The organism is Bradyrhizobium sp. CCGB01 (assembly GCF_024199795.1).
Lineage (GTDB): Bacteria > Pseudomonadota > Alphaproteobacteria > Rhizobiales > Xanthobacteraceae > Bradyrhizobium.
In genome coordinates, this window is the sequence record NZ_JANADK010000001.1 from 387,821 (window position 1) to 406,750 (window position 18,930).

The 18,930-nt window shown below is 66.1% G+C and carries 17 protein-coding genes; 5 read left to right on the forward strand and 12 right to left on the reverse strand.

The features are described from left to right. Positions 1-3 precede the first annotated feature (3 nt). From NLM25_RS01785 to rsmI, 7 genes are all read right to left on the reverse strand, one after another. Positions 4-1,293 (reverse strand): AAA family ATPase, encoded by a 1,290-nt coding sequence (locus tag NLM25_RS01785; RefSeq protein ID WP_254135809.1) that lies wholly within the window; start codon positions 1,291-1,293, stop codon positions 4-6. Beyond that, a complete protein-coding gene (locus tag NLM25_RS01790) occupies positions 1,290-2,024 on the reverse strand; it encodes a CpaD family pilus assembly protein (RefSeq protein ID WP_254135810.1) in 735 nt (244 codons plus the stop codon). The genes NLM25_RS01785 and NLM25_RS01790 overlap by 4 nt, the downstream gene beginning before the upstream one ends. Positions 2,025-2,075: 51 nt before the next feature. Next, on the reverse strand, positions 2,076-3,593 hold the full coding sequence (locus tag NLM25_RS01795; protein WP_254135811.1) for a type II and III secretion system protein family protein: 1,518 nt from the start codon (positions 3,591-3,593) through the stop codon (positions 2,076-2,078). A gap of 13 nt (positions 3,594-3,606) precedes the next feature. Continuing rightward, the gene (cpaB, locus tag NLM25_RS01800) at positions 3,607-4,422 is read right to left on the reverse strand and encodes a Flp pilus assembly protein CpaB (RefSeq protein WP_254135812.1); all 816 of its coding nucleotides are present in this window, start codon (positions 4,420-4,422) and stop codon (positions 3,607-3,609) included. A 444-nt stretch (positions 4,423-4,866) separates the two neighbouring features. Then, complete coding sequence (gshB, locus tag NLM25_RS01805) at positions 4,867-5,811, reverse strand: glutathione synthase (RefSeq protein ID WP_254114793.1); 945 nt, start codon at positions 5,809-5,811, stop codon at positions 4,867-4,869. Positions 5,812-5,821: 10 nt separating this feature from the next. Beyond that, positions 5,822-6,223, reverse strand: coding sequence for a YraN family protein (locus tag NLM25_RS01810; protein ID WP_254114792.1), 402 nt, complete (start codon positions 6,221-6,223; stop codon positions 5,822-5,824). After that, the gene (rsmI, locus tag NLM25_RS01815; RefSeq protein ID WP_254135813.1) at positions 6,210-7,160 is read right to left on the reverse strand and encodes a 16S rRNA (cytidine(1402)-2'-O)-methyltransferase; all 951 of its coding nucleotides are present in this window, start codon (positions 7,158-7,160) and stop codon (positions 6,210-6,212) included. Before rsmI ends, NLM25_RS01810 begins: the two co-directional genes overlap by 14 nt. Positions 7,161-7,496: 336 nt before the next feature. Here rsmI and NLM25_RS01820 point away from each other — a divergent pair, with 336 nt between their 5' ends. Beyond that, the gene (locus NLM25_RS01820) at positions 7,497-8,750 is read left to right on the forward strand and encodes a penicillin-binding protein activator (protein ID WP_254135814.1); all 1,254 of its coding nucleotides are present in this window, start codon (positions 7,497-7,499) and stop codon (positions 8,748-8,750) included. Between the two features lie 107 nt (positions 8,751-8,857). On the opposite strand, the gene hemW is transcribed toward NLM25_RS01820, so the two are convergent. From hemW to rph, 3 genes are read right to left on the reverse strand one after another with little or no spacing between them, the layout of a single operon-like run. Further along, positions 8,858-10,012, reverse strand: coding sequence for a radical SAM family heme chaperone HemW (hemW, locus tag NLM25_RS01825; protein WP_254135815.1), 1,155 nt, complete (start codon positions 10,010-10,012; stop codon positions 8,858-8,860). After that, positions 9,999-10,634, reverse strand: a complete 636-nt coding sequence (gene rdgB / locus NLM25_RS01830; RefSeq protein ID WP_254135816.1) for an RdgB/HAM1 family non-canonical purine NTP pyrophosphatase — start codon at positions 10,632-10,634, stop codon at positions 9,999-10,001. Before rdgB ends, hemW begins: the two co-directional genes overlap by 14 nt. Before the next feature lie 11 nt (positions 10,635-10,645). Beyond that, complete coding sequence (rph, locus tag NLM25_RS01835) at positions 10,646-11,359, reverse strand: ribonuclease PH (protein ID WP_247970100.1); 714 nt, start codon at positions 11,357-11,359, stop codon at positions 10,646-10,648. 168 nt (positions 11,360-11,527) lie between these two features. Between rph and hrcA the strand changes: the two genes are divergently transcribed. Together hrcA and grpE are read left to right on the forward strand one after the other, a co-directional pair. Beyond that, a complete protein-coding gene (hrcA, locus tag NLM25_RS01840) occupies positions 11,528-12,616 on the forward strand; it encodes a heat-inducible transcriptional repressor HrcA (protein WP_254114787.1) in 1,089 nt (362 codons plus the stop codon). 96 nt (positions 12,617-12,712) lie between these two features. Further along, complete coding sequence (gene grpE, locus NLM25_RS01845) at positions 12,713-13,318, forward strand: nucleotide exchange factor GrpE (RefSeq protein WP_254114786.1); 606 nt, start codon at positions 12,713-12,715, stop codon at positions 13,316-13,318. A 130-nt stretch (positions 13,319-13,448) separates the two neighbouring features. On the opposite strand, the gene pncA is transcribed toward grpE, so the two are convergent. Both pncA and NLM25_RS01855 read right to left on the reverse strand, forming a co-directional pair. Continuing rightward, entirely contained in the window at positions 13,449-14,171 is a 723-nt protein-coding gene (gene pncA / locus NLM25_RS01850; RefSeq protein WP_254135817.1) for a bifunctional nicotinamidase/pyrazinamidase, read from the reverse strand. Positions 14,172-14,316: 145 nt separating this feature from the next. Then, positions 14,317-15,258: a hypothetical protein gene (locus NLM25_RS01855; RefSeq protein ID WP_254135818.1), complete on the reverse strand. Its 942-nt coding sequence runs from the start codon at positions 15,256-15,258 to the stop codon at positions 14,317-14,319. Positions 15,259-15,651: 393 nt separating this feature from the next. Between NLM25_RS01855 and dnaK the strand changes: the two genes are divergently transcribed. Beyond that, the gene (dnaK, locus tag NLM25_RS01860) at positions 15,652-17,553 is read left to right on the forward strand and encodes a molecular chaperone DnaK (RefSeq protein ID WP_014490835.1); all 1,902 of its coding nucleotides are present in this window, start codon (positions 15,652-15,654) and stop codon (positions 17,551-17,553) included. Positions 17,554-17,798: 245 nt separating this feature from the next. Next, positions 17,799-18,926, forward strand: a complete 1,128-nt coding sequence (dnaJ, locus tag NLM25_RS01865; RefSeq protein WP_254114783.1) for a molecular chaperone DnaJ — start codon at positions 17,799-17,801, stop codon at positions 18,924-18,926. The last annotated feature ends 4 nt before the right edge of the window (positions 18,927-18,930 follow it).

Genomic DNA, 18,930 nt, shown 5'->3' on the forward strand with positions numbered 1-18,930 from the left:
TTTCTAGGACGCCTTGCGATGCGGGGCCGACCCGCGGCTTGACCTGCCCTTGAGCTTCCTGAGCAGCGGTCCGAGCAGCGAGCGCTTCGGCTTCTTCACCTCGCCGCGACCGGCGAGGCGGTTCGCCATGTTCTGGAACAGCAGCGTGGTGCGGTGGCTCTTGGAGACCTCCGCGATCATCTGGCCGTTATTGGCCGCGGTCGAGAACAGTTTCGAATCGAACGGGATCACCGCGATCGGCTGGCTCTCCATGGTCTTGGCGAACGCCTTGACCTCGATCTCCGCCCGCTTGTGCATGCCGACCTGGTTGATGCAGTACAGCGGGGGCCGGTCGTTCGGTCGTGCCGCCTTGAGCACGCTGAGCATGTTCTTGGTGTTGCGCAAATTGGCCAGATCGGGCTCGGCCACGATCACGATGTCGTCGGCGTTCACGAGCGCGCGGCGCGTCCAGCCCGACCATTGGTGGGGAACGTCGAGCACGATGCAGGGCGTGGACATGCGCAGCGTGTCGAAGATCGCGTCGAAAGCTTCGGCGCCGAAATCGTAGACGCGGTCAAGGGTGGCAGGCGCGGCGAGGAGGCTGAGGCGCTCGGTGCACTTGGCGAGCAGGCGCTCCATCAGCGCCGTGTCAGGCCGGTCTTGCGACAGCACCGCGTTGGCGATGCCCTGTGCCGGATCCTGGTTGTAGTCGAGGCCCGCGGTGCCGAAGGCAAGGTCGAGATCGATCACGACGGAATCGAGCGCGAGGTCGCGCGCGATGGTCCAGGCCACGTTGTGTGCGACCGTGGACGCGCCGACGCCGCCCTTGGCGCCGACCACCGCGATGACGCGGCCGGTGATGATGGCTTCCGACGCCGAGAACAGGCTGCAGATCGAGCGCACCACGTCGAGGGTCTCGACCGGTCCCATCACGTAGTCGTTGACGCCGCGGCGCACCAGCTCGCGATAGGGCGCGGTGTCGTTGGGGTTGCCGATCACGACCACGCGGGTGCCGGGATCGCAGACGCCGGCGAGATCGTCGAGGCCTTCGAGGATATCGCGTGTGCCGTCGGATTCGATCACGATGACGTTCGGCGTCGGCATCGTCTCATAGACTTCGATCGCCGCGGCAAGGCCGCCGCCCTTGGCGGTGAGATGTGCCTTGGCGAGACGGCGGTCTTCGCCGGCCGCCATCATGGCGGTGAGCGTCTGCTCGGTCTCGCAAAAGGCCTGCACCGAAATGCGAGGAACCGGTGCAATATGTTCCTCGGGGTGCCGCGGATCGTCCGCTTCTTCGTCGTGGATGCCTGTCATCTGCCGGTGTCGCTGAGTTTGGCCTTGTCGGCCTCGGGATAGGGGGTCGCGGTCGTCGAGCCCTTGCGGTAGCGCTCGAAGGCGATGTCGCGACGTGCGGTATAGACCGGCGTCTCGGCGCGCGGCTGCTCGAGGTCGGCCGGGTTGTCGATCATTGCCGCGAGGTTGCGCTGAGTGGCGCAGCCCAGGTTGAAGTACGGCCTGTTCTCGTTGTAGCCGGGGTCGAGGATCGACGGGCCGACGTCTTCCGGCCAGAGCCCGCAGGGGCCGGCGACCGCGGCGATCCTGGAATAGCTCAGGCGGATGGTCGGCAGCAGGCCGGGATCCTCGGGGCGATACGGATGCTGGACGATGGCGCGCGACGGCACGCCGCCGGATGCGAGCACCGAACGGATTTCACGATAGGTCGCCGCCGCGGCGCGCGAATTCGCACTGTCGACCGGCACGTCGACGATGACGGAACCGGTGCCTTCGCTCACCCAGTCCCGGGCGATGCCCGCGACGTCCGCGTGCTGCGCGGCGGAGAGGCCGCCTCTGGCCTTGCCGACGAAGATCACGATCGACTTCTTGGCTTCCTGCACCGCGATCGGGTGGCGCTGGCGATAGTCGGTCGGCACCGTCTGGGTGACGATCTCACCGGTGGTGTTGCAGGCGCCGAGCATGACGGAGAGCCCCGTCATCGCGAGCGCGATCCGCAGGTTGCGACGTCGATCGGCGATCGTCTTCGTCATCGCTTTGTCCCCTCTTGCCCCGTTTCTTGCCCGGTCCCCAAACCGTTCGTCTCAGTCGATGATGAAGCCGAAATCGGCGCGATTGCCGTCGATCGGATCGACGCGGCGCGCGATGCCATAGAGGCGGTTCATGCGGCCGAGCAGCGCCGTCTGGGCGTCCGACGCCGGCGCGAAGCCGTCGTCGGGCCGCGACAATTCCTTCTGGGCGACCGCGCGCACCACATAGGGCGTCACGATCACCATCAGCTCGGTCTCGTTGTTGACGAAGTCCTGGCTGCGGAACAGCGCGCCGATGATCGGCACCTGGTCGACGCCGGGTAGGCCGTTGATCGCCTGCTTGGTCTGCTGCTGGATCAGGCCGGCCATCGCCATTGAGCCGCCGGAGGGAATCTCCAGCGTGGTTTCGGCGCGGCGGGTCTGGATCGACGGGATGGTGATCGAGCTGGTCGAGGTCGAGGACACCGCCTGGGTCACGGAGATGGCGTTCTGGTTCGACAGCTCCGAAACCTCGGTCATCACCCGCAGGCTGATGCGGCCTTCGCTGAGCACGACCGGGGTGAAGTTCAGGGAGATGCCGAACTTCTTGTAGGTGATCTGGGTGGTACAGACGTGGGTGACCGGATCGCAGGAATAGCCTGCGGGGATCGGAAATTCGCCACCGGCGATGAAGGTCGCCGATTCACCCGAGATCGCCGTCAGGCTCGGTTCGGCCAGGGTCCGCATCACACCGGCGCTTTCCATCGCGCGCATCGTGGCGTTGACGGTGGCCACGCCCTTGGCGAGGCCGCTGACCCCAAGCCCGTTGCTGCTGACGAGCGGTCCGCCGCTGACCGAGAACGGGTTGGAATTGTTGAAGTTCACGACCGCGGTGCCGGCATTCAGGCTGGCGCTGAGGTCGACGCCCAGCTGCTTGACGATGTCGCGGCGGACTTCGCCGACGACGACCTTGAGCATCACCTGGTCGCGGCCGCGCACGACGATGTTGTTGACGACCTTGTCGGAGCCGCCGACCAGCTTCGCGGCGACGTCGCCGGCCTGCTGGGCCTCGATCGGGCTCGACACCGAGCCGGTCAGCATCACGCTTTCGCCGACGCCTTCGATCTGCACGCCCGGCAGCGACTGGCGTAGCGCCGTACGCATGCCGTTGAGGTCGCGCTTCACCGCGATGTCGTAGGAGGCGACCTGCTGGCCGTCGGCGGTGAAGAACACGACATTGGTCTGGCCGACCTGGCCGCCGATGATATAGGCGCGCTGCGACGAGCGGATCACAGCATTGGCGATCTTGGGATCGGCCACCAGCACATCCTTGACCTCGCGCGGCAGGTCGATGACGACCGATTTGCCGACGCCGAGCGACAGCGAGCGTGTTCGCGCCGGAGCGACGGTCGCAACCGGCGACACGCCGAGATCCGGTGCCTGCATCGGCGCCTGGTCTCCGACCGGCGCGTCCGCGGCGCTGCTCCAGCCAGGAGCTGCGACCAGCCCCAGCATCAGCATCGCCCCCGTCCAGAACGAGCGTGCGCGCTTCCCCCGAATGCGCATGCCCGTCCGATCATCCCCGTAGTTCATGGTATCCCCATCATCACTTCTGTGACGTCAGTTGCCGTGCCTGCACCCCGTAACGGATTACGTTCACGCCGCCCGGACGCTTGTTCGCCTGGTCGTCGGGCGTGCCGTCGACGGCGTTGGCATCGGCGATGCTGCGCAGCGCGAGCGTCAGCGTGCCGCCCTGGCGCGAGGCCGACAGCGTCGCGACCTGCTCCGGCTTGAGCTCGAGTGTGACGGTCTTGCCGAGCACGGCGTTCTGGCCGTCTTTTTCTTTCGGCGCCTGGTCGATCGCGAGCACACGGATGTTGCTCAGGATGACCTCGGACAGGATCAGGTCGTTGCCGCCGGTCGCGCCGTTGGCGCCGTCGGGATTCTTCAGGCGCCGCGTCAGGACGATGTCGACGCGGTCGTTCGGCAGGATGAAGCCGCCGGCGCCGGTCTCGGCTGAAATCTCGGTGGAGACGGCTCGCATGCCGGAGGGCAGGATCGCGGCCATGAAGCCCGAGCCCTCGGCTCTCACCAGCTTCTGCTCGCGGATCGGCTCGCCCTGCATCAACGGCACGCGCGCGATCGAGCCTGCGATCTGGGTCTGGGCTTCGGGCCTGCTGTCGCGGCGGATGAAAGCGCTGCTCGCGGTCGCCGCCGGCCAGGACTGCCATTGCAGATCCTCGGGCTTGACGGCCTGGCCGAGCTGGATGTCGTTCTTCGCGATCAGGACCTCGACCGTCGGCAGCTTTTCGGCGACGGGAAGGGCGGGCGCGGGCTTGTTGTCGAAGCCGCTCGCCAGATACGCAGCGACGCCGCCGGCGCCCAGCGCGATGACGAGAACGACAATGCGTGCGGTGTTCATACGCTTCTACTCTTACGCAGGGCACTCGAACCGCACGTGGCGGGTTCCCCGGCGTCGATGAGTAGGGAGTAAAAGTATAAGGGGTGTTGCGAGGCCGAGTGTGATGGCCCGTGACGACGCGCGTTCTGGGCAGATGGTGAACGTCGCGTTATCCGGTCGGCCAATGGCCCCGTAGAATCACGCGTGGTCGCTCGTTCGTTCGCATGACGCGCGCGGCGTCATGGTGAATGGGTGGTTAGTGATGCGCGATCGCGGTGAGACGGAAACAAAGCAACACATAACCGATGTCGTCCCTGCGAACGCAGGGACCCATAACCCCAGGGAGAAATTTGGCGAAGACCCGTTGTTCGGTACTCCGACCGTTCGCAATCGATGGATTCCGCGGTATGGGTCCCCGCGTTCGCGGGGACGACGTTGGAGAGACAGCGTGCGTAACGACAGCTGCTACTTCTTCCGCTTCTGCTCGATCACGTCCCAGAGCTTCGCCGCAACGTCAGGGCCGCCGAGCCGCGCGATGGCGCGGATGCCCGTCGGCGAGGTCACGTTGATCTCGGTGAGATTGCCGTTGATGACGTCGATGCCGACGAACAGCAGGCCACGCTCGCGTAGCGCCGGTCCGACGGTCGCGCAGATCTCGCGCTCGCGTGGCGTGAGCTCGGTCTCCTGCGCGGCGCCGCCGCGGACCATGTTGGAGCGGAGGTCGTCGGCGGCCGGCACGCGGTTCACCGCGCCGGCGAACTCGCCGTTGACGAGGATGATGCGCTTGTCCCCGTGCTTCACCTCGGGGATGAACTGCTGGATCACCCACGGCTCCTTGAAGGTCACCGAGAACATGTCGAACAGCGAGCCGAAATTCATGTCCTGCGGCATCACGCGGAACACTGCTGCGCCGCCATGACCGTGCAGCGGCTTCATGACGACGGCGCCATGCTTGTCGCGAAAGGCGTTGATCTCATCGAGGTCGCGCGAGATCAGGGTCGGGGGCATCAGCTGCGGAAAGTTCATCACGAACAGTTTTTCCGGCGCGTTGCGCACCGAGGCGGGATCGTTGACGACGAGCGTCTTCGGATGGATGCGCTCCAGGAAGTGCGTCGAGGTGATGTAGGCGAGGTCGAATGGCGGATCCTGGCGGAGCAGCACCACGTCGAAGCCGTTGAGCGCTTCGCGTTTGGGCTCGCCCAGGGTGAAGTGATTGCCGGGCTCGTCGCGCACGGTCAGGAGCTGGACCGGTGCGACGATCTCCTCGCCGACCATCGAGAGCTTGTCGGGCGTGTAATAGGACAGGCCGTGGCCGCGCTTCTGCGCCTCCAGGAGCAGCGCGAAGGTGGAATCGCCCTTGATGTTGATGCGGGCGATGGGGTCCATCTGGACGGCGACGTTTAGTTTCATGGTCTGCCTTTCAGGTCGAGGCGTCGAATGCCGCCAACACATGGCGCGGAAGTCGCTTCGGCGCAATCAGCATGGCGTCGAATCGCAGTTCGAATTCGGCATGCTCGGGATGCGCAACGAGCCAGCCTTGCGCAGCGTCGATGATGCGCTGCTGCTGGCGCGGCGTCACGGCGAAGGCGGCATCATCCAGCGTCGCGCGGGCCTTGACCTCGACGAAGGCGATCAGATTGCGGCGGCGCGCCACGATATCGATCTCGCCATGCGGGGTGCGGTAGCGCTTTGCGAGGATGCGGTAGCCTTTTGCCATCAGATAGGCGGCGGCGCGGCTCTCGGCCGAAATGCCGGTGTGGAACGCGGCGATGCGTTCGGGCGAGGCGACTTTCGGTTCCGCCGGGCCGTCAGTCTTCGCCATTGCCGCCCCGCAGGTCCTTTGCGAGCTCGAGCGCGCGGGCATAGACCTCGCGGCGCGGCCGGCCCGAGAGTGCGACCGCATGCACGACGGCATCCTTGACGCTGTGCGCGGCGAGCTGTTCGCGTAGGAGACCGTCGAGCGCATCCGGCGTCAGCACCTCGGCGTCCGCCGCAGGCGGCGCGATCACCAGCACGAATTCGCCGCGCGTCTCCAGCGTGGCGGCGTCGCGCGCCAGCTCATGCAGCGTCGCGCGCGAAATTTCCTCGTGCAGTTTCGTCAATTCGCGGCAGATCGCGGCCTCGCGCGACCCCATGATCTCGGCGAGCTCGGCCAGCGTATCCTGCACGCGGTTGCCGGAGTCGAACATCACCAGCGTCGCATCGATGCGGGCGAGCTCGGTGAGACGCGACCTGCGCGCAGCGGATTTCGCGGGCAGAAAGCCCTCGAAAAAGAAGCGGTCGGTCGGCAATGCGGCGACCGACAGTGCCGCCAGCACCGAGGACGGGCCGGGCAGCGCGTAGACCGCATGGCCCGCGGCGCAGACCTCGCGCACCAGCTTGAAGCCGGGGTCGGAGATCAGCGGCGTGCCGGCATCCGACACCAGCGCGACCGAGCCGCCTGCCGCAAGCGCCTCCAGGATTTTTGGACGCGCCGCTTCCGCGTTGTGCTCGTGATATTGCTTGAGCTGCGCCGCGATGGCGTAGCGCTCGGTCAGGCGCCGCGTGATGCGGGTGTCCTCGCAGGCGATGATGTCGACGCCGGCGAGCGTCTGAAGCGCGCGCAGCGTGATGTCGCCGAGATTGCCGATGGGGGTCGCGACCAGATACAGACCCGGCGCCGCCTTCGGCGCCGTCAGCCGATGGGCGTCGATGGAGAAACCGCGCGAGGCGGGATCCGTAGTTTCAGGTGTATTTATCGGGGTCGGCTTTGCGCGCATAATGAGACGAACTTAGGCATGATCCCTGGGGCTGGGAACCGGTCCTGCGAAAAAGATCGTGCCTGGGTGAGGGGCGTGGAGACTGGAATGTGATCCATCCGGCATCACATTGCAGAGGGAATGAAGAGTCAGCGCCATATTCGCGGCGGAAACGCCGCCTTGATGCTGGGTGACGGACGGTGGACAGCTAGCCGGACTTGAGGGGCGGTCGCGTTAAGCGAGCATTATCCTTTTGTTTTAGTTAACTATTTGCCGACAATATGCCTGAATCCGCGGGTTCTGATGCGGAAAAGTTGTGTGACCTGCTGAAGACGGCCGGTCAGAAGAAGAGCTGCCATGCTGGGCCCGCGCAATTCCAGGTCTCCCTCTCCCGAGGAGTCTCCCGTTCCGGGGCCCCCGATATCGGGGGCGACGCGGCGGAGCGCGCTCGGCCTGTTGCTCGGTGCGCCCTTGCTGTCGGCCTGCGCCGGCGTGCAGCAGAGCCTCAGCCAGTTTTCCAACCCGTTCAGCAGCTCCTCACCGCCACCGGCTCAGCCGGCAGGCCCGCCGCAACAGGCCACGACCGCCGGCAGCGGCGGGGTGAAGGTTGCCGTGATCCTGCCGCTCTCGGCGGCCGGCAATGCCGGCCTCGCCGCGCAGTCGATGCGCAACGCCGCCGAGATGGCGCTGGCCGAGTTCCAGAATCCCAACATCCAGCTCCTGATCAAGGACGACAACGGCAGCCCGCAGGGCGCGCAACAGGGCGCGCAGCAGGCGGTCGACGAAGGTGCCGAGATCATCCTGGGGCCGTTGTTCGCGCAATCGGTGCCGGCGGTGGCGCAGGTCGCCCGCACGCGCGGCATCTCGGTGATCGCGTTCTCGACCGATTCCAGCATTGCCGGCCGCGGCGTCTATCTGCTGAGCTTCCTGCCGGAATCCGACGTCAACCGCATCGTCGAATATTCCGCCAGCATCGGAAAGCGCTCCGTCGCCGTGCTCGTGCCCGACAATGCCTATGGCAATGTGGTCGAGGCCGCGGTGAAGGCGGCGGTGCCGCGCCGCGGCGGCCGCATCGTCGCGTTCGAGAAATACGGCGCCGATCGCGCCACGCCGGCACGGACCGTGGCGCAGCAGCTCGGCAGCGCGGATGCGCTGTTCATTGCCGATGACGGCGATGCCGTGGTTGCGGTCGCCGATGCGATGACTGCCGCGGGCGCGAATCTGCGCAACATCCAGCTGCTCGGCACCGGCCTGTGGGACAGTCCGCGCGTTTATGCGAGCCAGAACCTGCAAGGCGGTCTCTACGCCGCGCCGGACCCGGCCGGCTTCCGCGCCTTCTCCGGCCGCTACCGCACCAAATACGGCGCCGAGCCGATCCGTACCGCGACGCTGGCCTATGACGCGGTCGCGCTCGTCGCCGCGCTCGCGCGTACGCAGGGCACCACGCGCTTTTCGCCCGACGTGCTCACCAATCCTTCGGGCTTTGCCGGCATCGACGGCCTGTTCCGCTTCCGCGCGGACGGCACCAACGAGCGCGGGCTCGCGGTCATGAAGGTGACGACCGGCGGCGGTGTTGCGGTCGCGGGCTCGCCGAAGAGTTTTGGGGCGTAACACGCTGCCGTAGGGTGGGTTAGCGAAGCGTAACCCACCAAGTGCGTTCCGCGTACGCGGAAACATGGTGGGTTACGCCTTCGGCTAACCCACCCTACGAGACCTCGCTACGCTGCCAGATCCGCAACCACCGCATCCAGCACGGGGAATCCGCTGCTCGTCACGCGCAGCCGACCTGTCGCATCGACGGTGATCGCGCCTTCCTCGCGCAGCAGCGCGATGCGGCCGGGATCGAGCGGGCGGCCGGAGAGCGCCTTGTAGCGTTCGGGGTCGATGCCCTCGGCGAGCCGCAACCCCATCAGCAAGAATTCGTCGGCGCGCTCTTCGCTGTTGAGAAGATCGTCGGTGACGACGCCATGGCCGTTGGTCTCGACCCGCATCAGCCAGGCTTCGGGGCGCTTCTCGGTGGCGGTGGCGTGCCTGATACCGTCGATGTCGAGGCGGCCATGCGCGCCGGGGCCGATGCCGGCATATTCGTCGCCGCGCCAGTAGACCAGATTGTGCCGGCACTCGGCGCCGCGCCGCGCGTGATTTGAAATCTCGTAGGCGGGCAGGCCGAGCTTGTCGCAGGTCTCCTGCGTGACGTCGTAGAGCGCGCGCGCGACGGCTTCGTCCGGCGTCTTCAATTTGCCGGCCTGGTGCAGGCCGAAGAACGGCGTGCCTTCCTCGATCGTCAGTTGATAGAGCGACAGATGCTCGGCGGCTTCGTCGATTGCGAGACGCAGCTCGTCGGCCCACATCGCCGGCGTCTGGTCGGGACGGGCATAAATCAGGTCGAACGAATAACGGTCGAACGAGCGGCGTGCGATCGCGACGGCGTCGAGCGCCTCGCGCGCGCTGTGCATGCGGCCAAGCGCCTTCAGCGAGGCATCGTCCAGCGCCTGCACGCCGAGCGAGACGCGATTGACGCCGGCGGCGCGATAGCCGGCAAAGCGCGTGGCCTCGACACTGGTCGGGTTCGCCTCCAGGGTCACCTCGACGTCGCTGGCAACGGTCCAGTGCTTGCCGATCGCATCGAGCACCGCGCCGACGGTTGCGGGCTGCATCAGTGACGGCGTGCCGCCACCGAGGAAGATCGATGTGACCTCGCGGCCGGGCGAACGCTGCGCGGTCGTTGCGATCTCGCGGGCGAAGGCGGACGCAAAGCGCGCCTCGTCAATCGCGGCGTGGCGGACATGGCTGTTGAAGTCGCAATAGGGGCACTTCGACAGGCAGAACGGCCAGTGCACGTAGACGCCAAAGGCTTCCTTAGCGCGGCTCAAGGCAGATCTCCGCCAGTTTCACGAAGGCGCGGGCGCGGTGCGACAGGGCGAGGCCGAGCGGCGGCAGGCCGTGCTTCTCGATGCTGGTCATCTCGCCGAAGGTGCGGTTGTGACCGTCGGGCAGGAACATCGGATCATAACCGAAGCCGGCGGTACCGCGCGGCGGCCAGACCAAGGTGCCGTCGACGTGCGCCTCGACCTCCTCGAGATGATCGTCGGGCCAGGCGACACAGAGCGCGGAGACGAAATGCGCGGTGCGCTTCTCCGGCGCGGTCGCGCCGCGCTCCTGCAACAGGCGCTCGATCTGCGCCATCGCCGCGGCAAAATCCTTGTTCGGACCGGCCCAGCGCGCGCTGTAGATGCCGGGCGCGCCGTCGAGCGCGTCGACCACGATGCCGGAATCATCGGCGAAAGACGGGAGCCTGGTCGCCTGCGCCGCCGCGATCGCCTTGATCGCGGCGTTGCTGCGGAAGTCGTTGCCGGTCTCTTCGGGCTCGGGGAGGCCGAGCTCACCGGCCGACACCGCCTCGATGCCGTAGGGCGCGAGCAGCTCCTTCATCTCGGCGAGCTTGCCGGGATTGTGGGTCGCGATGACGAGCTTTCCGGTGATTCGGCGGTGCATGGGTCTATTGACTACGCGACAGCCAGTTTCTGCAAGTCCACGAGACGCGCGACGCCCTTGCGCGCCAGCGCCATCAGCGCCAGGAACTCGTCCTGCGTGAACGGCTCGCGTTCCGCGGTGCCCTGCACCTCGATGATGCGGCCATCGCCCGTCATGACGAAATTGGCGTCGGTCTGGGCTTCCGAATCCTCGGCATAGTCGAGGTCGAGCACGGGCGTGCCGTTGTAGATGCCGCAGGAGATCGCGGCGACGTTGTCGCGCATCACGTTGGCCTTGATCATGTTGCGCGCCTTCATCCAGTTGATGCAATCGGCGAGCGCGACCCAGGCGCCGGTGATCGAGGCCGTACGCGTGCCGCCGTCGGCCTGGAGCACGTCGCAATCGACCGTGATCTGGCGCTCACCGAGCGCTTCGAGATCGACGATGGTGCGAAGCGAGCGGCCGATCAGGCGCTGGATCTCGACGGTGCGGCCGCTTTGCTTGCCGGCGGAGGCCTCGCGGCGGGTGCGTTCTGAGGTCGCGCGCGGCAGCATGCCGTACTCGGCGGTGACCCAGCCGCGGCCCTGGCCCTTCAGCCACGGCGGCAGGCGGTCTTCCAGCGTGGCGGTGACCAGCACATGGGTGTCGCCGAATTTCACGAGGCAGGAGCCTTCCGCATATTTGACCACGCCGCGCTCCAGCGTCACGGGGCGCAATTCGTCGGGCGCACGGCGGCTTGGCCGCATGGGAAATCCTCCAAAACTCTCGGAAAAGGGCTGTTCGCGGTGCTTGTAGGTGGGGTGAGTCGGGAGGACAAGGCTTTTTCACCCCCGGTTTTCCACCCCGCAAACGCCACGCTTGTCAGAACGGCCCGGGATGGACAAATTATGAGCGTCTGACAGGAGTTACCGTCTGTGGCCCATCACGATCCGATCCATCTGATCGCGCCGCGCGCAGGCCTCGCCCAGCTCAACGAGCGTTCCCGCGACATCTTTCGTCAAATTGTCGAAAGCTATCTCGCGACCGGCGAGCCGGTCGGCTCGCGCAATATCGCGCGCCTGATCGCCATGCCGTTGTCGCCGGCCTCGGTCCGCAATGTGATGGCCGATCTGGAACAGCTCGGCCTGATCTATGCCCCGCACACCTCCGCAGGCCGGCTGCCGACGGAACTCGGCCTGCGCTTCTTCGTCGATGCCCTGATGCAGGTCGGCGACCTCAACGAGGCCGAGCGGCAGTCGATCCAGAGCCAGCTTGCCACCGTCGGCCACGCGCAATCGGTCGAGGCGGCGCTGGATCAGGCGTTGACGCGGCTGTCGGGGCTCACCCGCGCAGCAGCGGTCGTGCTGACGCCGAAATCCAATGCGCGGCTGAAGCACATCGAATTCGTCCGCCTGGAACCGGAAAAGGCGCTGGTGATCCTGGTCGGCGAGGACGGCCAGGTCGAAAACCGCGTGCTGGCGCTGCCGCCCGGGGTTCCCTCCTCGGCGCTCACCGAAGCCGGTAATTTCCTCAATGCGCGGATCCGCGGCCGCACGCTGGCCGAGGCGCGGCTCGAGCTCGAAACCGCGCTCGGCGAAGCCCGTGCCGAGCTCGACCAGCTGACGCAGAAAGTGATTTCGGCCGGTATTGCGAGCTGGTCCGGCGGCGAGAACGAAGACCGCCAGCTCATCGTTCGTGGCCACGCCAATCTGCTCGAGGATCTGCACGCGCTGGAGGATCTGGAACGGGTTCGCCTGCTGTTCGACGATCTCGAGACCAAGCGCGGCGTCATCGACCTTCTGGGACGCGCCGAGACCGCCGAGGGCGTGCGGATCTTCATCGGCAGCGAGAACAAACTGTTTTCGCTGTCCGGCTCCTCCACGATCATCTCACCCTATCGGGATGCCGCCGGCCATATCGTCGGCGTTTTGGGCGTGATCGGGCCGACCCGGCTGAATTATGCCCGCGTGATCCCGACCGTGGACTACGCCGCCCGCATCGTCAGCCGCCTTTTGGGGGGGTGACCGGCGTTTCCTCCGATCACGGGCGCTTGATTTTCGCAAGCTTAGGCACGATATCCGGGCCAACAATCCCTTGAGATGAGTTTGAGAAGAGAGCCGATGACCGATCGAGACCGGCAGCCCGACGACACGACCCCGCCGACCGGGGAGCCCGTGGTGTCAAAGCCCTACATCATGCCCGACGATCCCGAGCCGGGCTCGGTCGAGCTGTTGCAGAAGGAAGCCGCCGAGGCGCGCGACCGCATGCTGCGGACGCTGGCCGAAATGGAGAATCTGCGCAAGCGCACCGCCAAGGAGGTCGCCGACTCCAAGCTCTACGGCGTCACCGGCTTTGCCCGCGACGTGCTCGACATCGCCGACAATCTCCAGCGCGCGCTCGATGCTGTTCCGGCCGAAGCCCGTGCCGCGGCCGATCCCGGCCTGACCTCGCTGATCGAGGGCGTCGAGCTCACCGAGCGCTCGCTGCTCAACGCGCTGGAAAAGCACGGCGTGAAGAAGTTCGATCCGCAGGGCCAGAAGTTCGACCCGAACTTCCAGCAGGCGATGTACGAGGTGCCGGATGCGTCGGTGCCTGCGGGCACCGTCGTGCAGGTCATGCAGGCCGGCTACACCATCGGCGAGCGCGTGCTGCGCCCGGCGCTGGTCGGTGTCGCCAAGGGTGGCGCAAAGGCGGCCGCCGCCGCCAACAGCAACGAGTCGAACTGATCCTCATCCTGAGGAGCGCGCTCGCGCGCGTCTCGAAGGATGAGGGCCCGGCTCTCTCAGCTCGGCCTTCATCCTTCGAGACGGCGCTGACGCGCCTCCTCACCATGAGGGGCTGGCGGATGCGTGTGTCCTACGCGCTCACCGCGATGTCACCCGACTGAATCCGCTTCACGCCGGCCTTGGCCATATCGGCCCAGGCCTTCGCCAGTGAGCCCTGCGTGTCGATGCCGCGGCAGGCGTCCTCCACCACATAGACCTCGAAGCCCGCCTTGCGCGCGTCGAGCGCGGTCCAGGCGACGCAGAAATCCGTCGCCAATCCCACAACGAAGACGCGCTTGATCTTGCGGCCCTTCAGGTAACCGGCGAGGCCCGTCGAAGTCTTGCCGTCGGCTTCGAGGAAGGCCGAATAGCTGTCGACGTCCTTGTGAAAGCCCTTGCGGATGATGAGCTCGGCATGCGGGATCGCAAGGTCCTTCGACAGCGCGGCGCCGTCGGTGCCCTGCACGCAATGGTCGGGCCACAGCACCTGCTTGCCGTAAGGCAGATCGACGGTCTCGAACGGCTTCTTGCCGGAATGCACCGAAGCGAACGAGACGTGGCCCGGCGTGTGCCAGTCCTGCGTCATCACCACGTTCGCGAACGCTTTCGAGATCTTGTTGATGACGGGCACCACCTGCTCGCCTTCCTTCACGGCGAGGCTGCCGCCGGGCAGGAAGCAGTTTTGCACGTCGATCACAAGCAGCGCGGATGCATCGTCCGGCTTGATCGATGCGGCTGCAAAGAGCGCGGTTGGAGCGAGGGTTGCGAGCGCCGTCGTCCCAAGCGCCGTCAAAATCTGTCGCCGATCCAGCATCGTTCGCCTCCCCTTGTGAGCCAATGGAGACGAAGCCTAGTTCCGCGCGCGAGCGAACAGAAGCCCGAAAATGCAGCCAGGTCTGGTGAGTGCTTGGGCTCTCTTGGTCGTCCCAGCTTCGCCGGGACGACACCGAGTGTGCCGCCTACCCCTTCGGCTGGATGCCGTCGCGCACGGCGCGGAAGCGGGTGAAGGCGGCCGACCACTGGTCGCGCGGGGCGCTGGCGATGATGCGCAAGGAGGTGCCGCCGCTCGAGAAGCGGATCCACTGCACCACGGTCACCGGGGTCTTGTCCTTGCCGCTGACGCCGTCGATCCGGGTCTCGAAACCCTGCTGGCCGTTGATGCGGATCGGCTCGGACATGGTGACGCGGGACTCGCGCACGCCGGGGATCTGCAGCGCGGCCTCCTGGGCGAAGCGGGCGCGGTCGTCGGCCTGCTGCGGGGTGGCGCCGATCAGGCCGAGGATCATGAACGGCTTCGATTCATAGCCCGAGCTCTCGTTGCCGTCGGCCAGGATGATGCTGGCGCCCGGCGCCAGCGTGCGGATGTCCTTGAAGTCGGCGAGATCGGTGATCTTGAACGGCATCAGCCCGATCTGCTCTTCGGCCGAGACCTGCTTGCGGGTGGTGGCGCTGGCAAACATCTGCCGCACCGCCTCGTCGGTGTAGATCCTGGTCGCGTTCTCCGGGATCTGCACGGCGACATAGCCGGAGAAGCCGGCGCCCGGCACGATCATCGAATAGCGCTTCACCGGGGTATCGCCGGCCTTGCCGCTTTCCGTGGTGTAATAGGCCAGACCCGCGGGGGTCTCGATCTTGTCCTGCTTGACGCCGGCGGTGCCGGCGGGATTGGAATTGAAGGCGCTCACGACCTCGCCATAGGCCGCCGGCGGCAGCTCGGTGATCAGCACCTTGACGCTGCCGTCCTCGCTCTCGAAGCCCGGAAAGGTCTTGGCCGTGCTCAGCCCGACCAGCGGCACCATGCCGAGGCGCAAGCCGGGCGGGAAAACGGCGTCGGCGGCAAGCGCCGGAAGCGCTGTTGCGGCGAGGAGGGCGAGCGCGGCGAGGGGGCGGATCAGCTTCATGGGCACTCTGATTGGTTCACATTGAGGCCGTTCGATGGTCGGCCATCGGGCCGCTTTGTCGCGCGAAGCCGCCCCAAAGGCGGTTATCCGGCCGCCCGCCTTTTAGCGGGTTTGGCCTTCCGGCAACAGGGCGGGACGGACCGCCGTGGCGGGGCCGGCGACAACCGAACCTGTTAATAATTCCTCACCCGCAAGGGCGGTTGAGCCCGGATATGATCTTCCAAAACCCAATGTTTTCACGGCCGAAACTTGCGTTCGGTCCTTGCAGCCCCCTCCCCCCCTCCTATATGACCCCCAATCATCGCAATATCGCGGATGTTTGATCTTAGGGGGTTTGGATCGGGTGCCTTCTGGGCCCAACCAACCTGCCGCAAAAACAAGGATATCAGGACCATGGGAAAGGTCATTGGGATCGACCTCGGCACCACGAATTCGTGCGTCGCCGTGATGGATGGCAAGAACGCCAAAGTCATCGAGAATTCCGAAGGCATGCGCACGACGCCTTCGATCGTCGCCGTGACGGACGACGGTGAGCGCCTCGTCGGCCAGCCGGCCAAGCGCCAGGCCGTCACCAATCCCGAGCGCACCTTCTTCGCAGTGAAGCGCCTCATCGGCCGCCGCTACGACGACCCGATGGTCGAGAAGGACAAGAAGCTCGTTCCGTACAAGATCGTGAAGGCTTCCAACGGCGACGCCTGGGTCGAGGCCGACGGCCAGACCTACTCGCCCTCGCAGGTGTCTGCGTTCATCTTGCAGAAGATGAAGGAGACCGCGGAAGCCCATCTCGGCCAGAAGGTCGACCAGGCCGTCATCACCGTTCCCGCCTACTTCAACGACGCCCAGCGCCAGGCGACCAAGGATGCCGGCAAGATCGCGGGCCTTGAAGTGCTGCGCATCATCAACGAGCCGACCGCGGCCGCGCTCGCCTATGGTCTGGACAAGACCAAGACCGGCACGATCGCCGTGTACGATCTCGGCGGCGGCACGTTCGATATCTCCATTCTCGAAATCGGCGACGGCGTGTTCGAGGTGAAGTCGACCAACGGCGACACCTTCCTCGGCGGCGAAGACTTCGACATGCGCCTCGTGGGTTATCTGGCCGACGAGTTCCAGAAGGAGCAGGGCATCAACCTGCGCAACGACAAGCTCGCGTTGCAGCGCCTGAAGGAAGCCGCTGAAAAGGCCAAGATCGAGCTGTCGTCGACGACGCAGACCGAAATCAACCTGCCCTTCATCACCGCGGACCAGACCGGCCCGAAGCATCTGACGATGAAGCTCACCCGCGCCAAGTTCGAGGCGCTGGTCGACGACCTCGTCCAGAAGACCGTCGAGCCCTGCCGCAAGGCGTTGAAGGACGCCGGCGTCACCGCCGGTGAGATCGGCGAAGTCGTTCTGGTCGGCGGCATGTCGCGCATGCCGAAGGTCCAGGAAGTCGTGAAGCAGCTGTTCGGCAAGGAGCCGCACAAGGGCGTCAACCCGGACGAAGTCGTGGCGATCGGTGCCGCGATCCAGGCCGGCGTGCTCCAGGGCGACGTCAAGGACGTGCTGCTGCTCGACGTGACCCCGCTGTCGCTGGGCATCGAGACGCTGGGCGGCGTGTTCACCCGCATCATCGACCGCAACACCACGATCCCGACCAAGAAGAGCCAGGTGTTCTCGACCGCCGAGGACAACCAGAACGCGGTCACCATCCGCGTCTTCCAGGGCGAGCGTGAGATGGCGGCCGACAACAAGATGCTCGGCCAGTTCGACCTGATGGGCATTCCGCCGGCCCCGCGTGGCATGCCGCAGATCGAGGTGACCTTCGACATCGACGCCAACGGCATCGTCAACGTCTCGGCCAAGGACAAGGCCACGGCCAAGGAGCAGCAGATCCGCATCCAGGCCTCCGGCGGCCTGTCGGAAGCCGACATCGAGAAGATGGTCAAGGACGCCGAGGCCAATGCCGAGGCGGACAAGAAGCGCCGCGAGGCCGTCACTGCCAAGAACGAGGCGGATGGCTTGGTGCACTCCACCGAGAAGGCCCTGGCCGAGCACGGTTCGAAGGTCGCCGAGACCGAGCGCCGCGCCATCGAGGATGCCGTCAGCGACCTCAAGGAAGCGCTGAAGGGCGACGATGCCGAGGCGATCAAGGCCAAGACCCAGACGCTGGCGCAGGCTTCGATGAAGCTCGGCGAGGCCATGTACAAGCAGCAGGCCGAAGCCGACGCCAAGAAGGACGCGGCCAAGGACGACGTCGTCGACGCGGAGTTCACCGAAGTCGACGACGACAAGAACAACAAGAAGTCCGCCTGAACCCCAAGAGGGTGATGATGCGGACGGCTTGGACCCCACACGCTCAGTCAGCCTCCCCCTTCAAGGGGGAGGTCTTCGTGTCGGGCTCGACGGGCAAGGCGCCCGTTACGATCGATCAATTCCCTATGGTTATGCTCAACGCCGCTTCGCTGCCCTCTGCCGCAGGGCAGAAGGCTGCTTATATCGTCGCGTGGCGACGTTGTTTCGCCCCGACTTGAATCGCGATTGGATAGACCGAGCCCGCCATGTCCACCAAGCGCTGCTATTACGAAACCCTGGAAGTCGAACGCTCTGCCGACGATTCCGTGCTGAAATCGTCCTTCCGCAAGCTTGCGATGAAATTCCACCCGGACCGCAATCCCGGCGACGACACCAGCGAAGTCAAGTTCAAGGAAATCAACGAGGCCTACGAAGTCCTCAAGGACAAGGACAAGCGCGCGGCCTATGACCGTTTCGGCCATGCGGCCTTCGAGCAGGGCGGTCCCGGCGGCGGCGCCGGGTTCGGCGCGGGCTTCGCCTCCTCCTTCTCCGACATCTTCGAGGACCTGTTCGGCATGGCCGGACAGCGCGGCCGCGGCGGCCGCGAGCGCGGCGCCGACCTGCGCTACAACATGGAAATCACGCTCGAGGAAGCCTTTGGCGGCAAGACCGCGCAGATCGAGATTCCGGTCTCGGTCACCTGCGAGGCCTGCTCGGGCATCGGCGCCAAGGCCGGCACCAAGCCGAAGACCTGCTCGACCTGCGGCGGCGCCGGCCGCATGCGGCAGTCACAGGGCTTCTTCACGCTGGAGCGCACCTGCCCGGGCTGTCAGGGCCGTGGCCAGACGATCGAGGATGCCTGCCCGTCCTGCTCCGGCCAGGGCCGGGTCACCCGCGAGCGGAATCTGTCGGTCAACATTCCCCCGGGCGTCGAGGACGGCACAAGGATCAGGCTCGCCGGCGAAGGCGAGGCCGGGGTCCGCGGCGGCCCGCCCGGCGACCTCTACATTTTCCTGTCGCTGGCCCAGCACCAGCTCTTCCAGCGCGACGGCGCCGATCTGCATTGCCGGGTGCCGATCTCGATGGTGACGGCCGCCCTCGGCGGCGAATTCGAGGTGCCGACCATCGACAGCGGCAAAACCAAGGTGAAGGTGCCGGCCGGAACCCAGTCGGGCCGCCGTTTCCGCATTGCAGCAAAAGGCATGCCGGTGCTGCGCTCGCGCCAGATGGGCGACATGTATGTCCAGGTCGCGGTCGAGACCCCGCAGAATCTCACCAAGAAACAGCAGGAATTGCTGGCCGAGTTCGAGAAGCTCTCCTCGGGCAATACCCAGCCGGAGTCCGTCGGCTTCTTCGCCAAGGTCAAGGATCTGTTCAGTAATCGGGCGAGCTGACTCG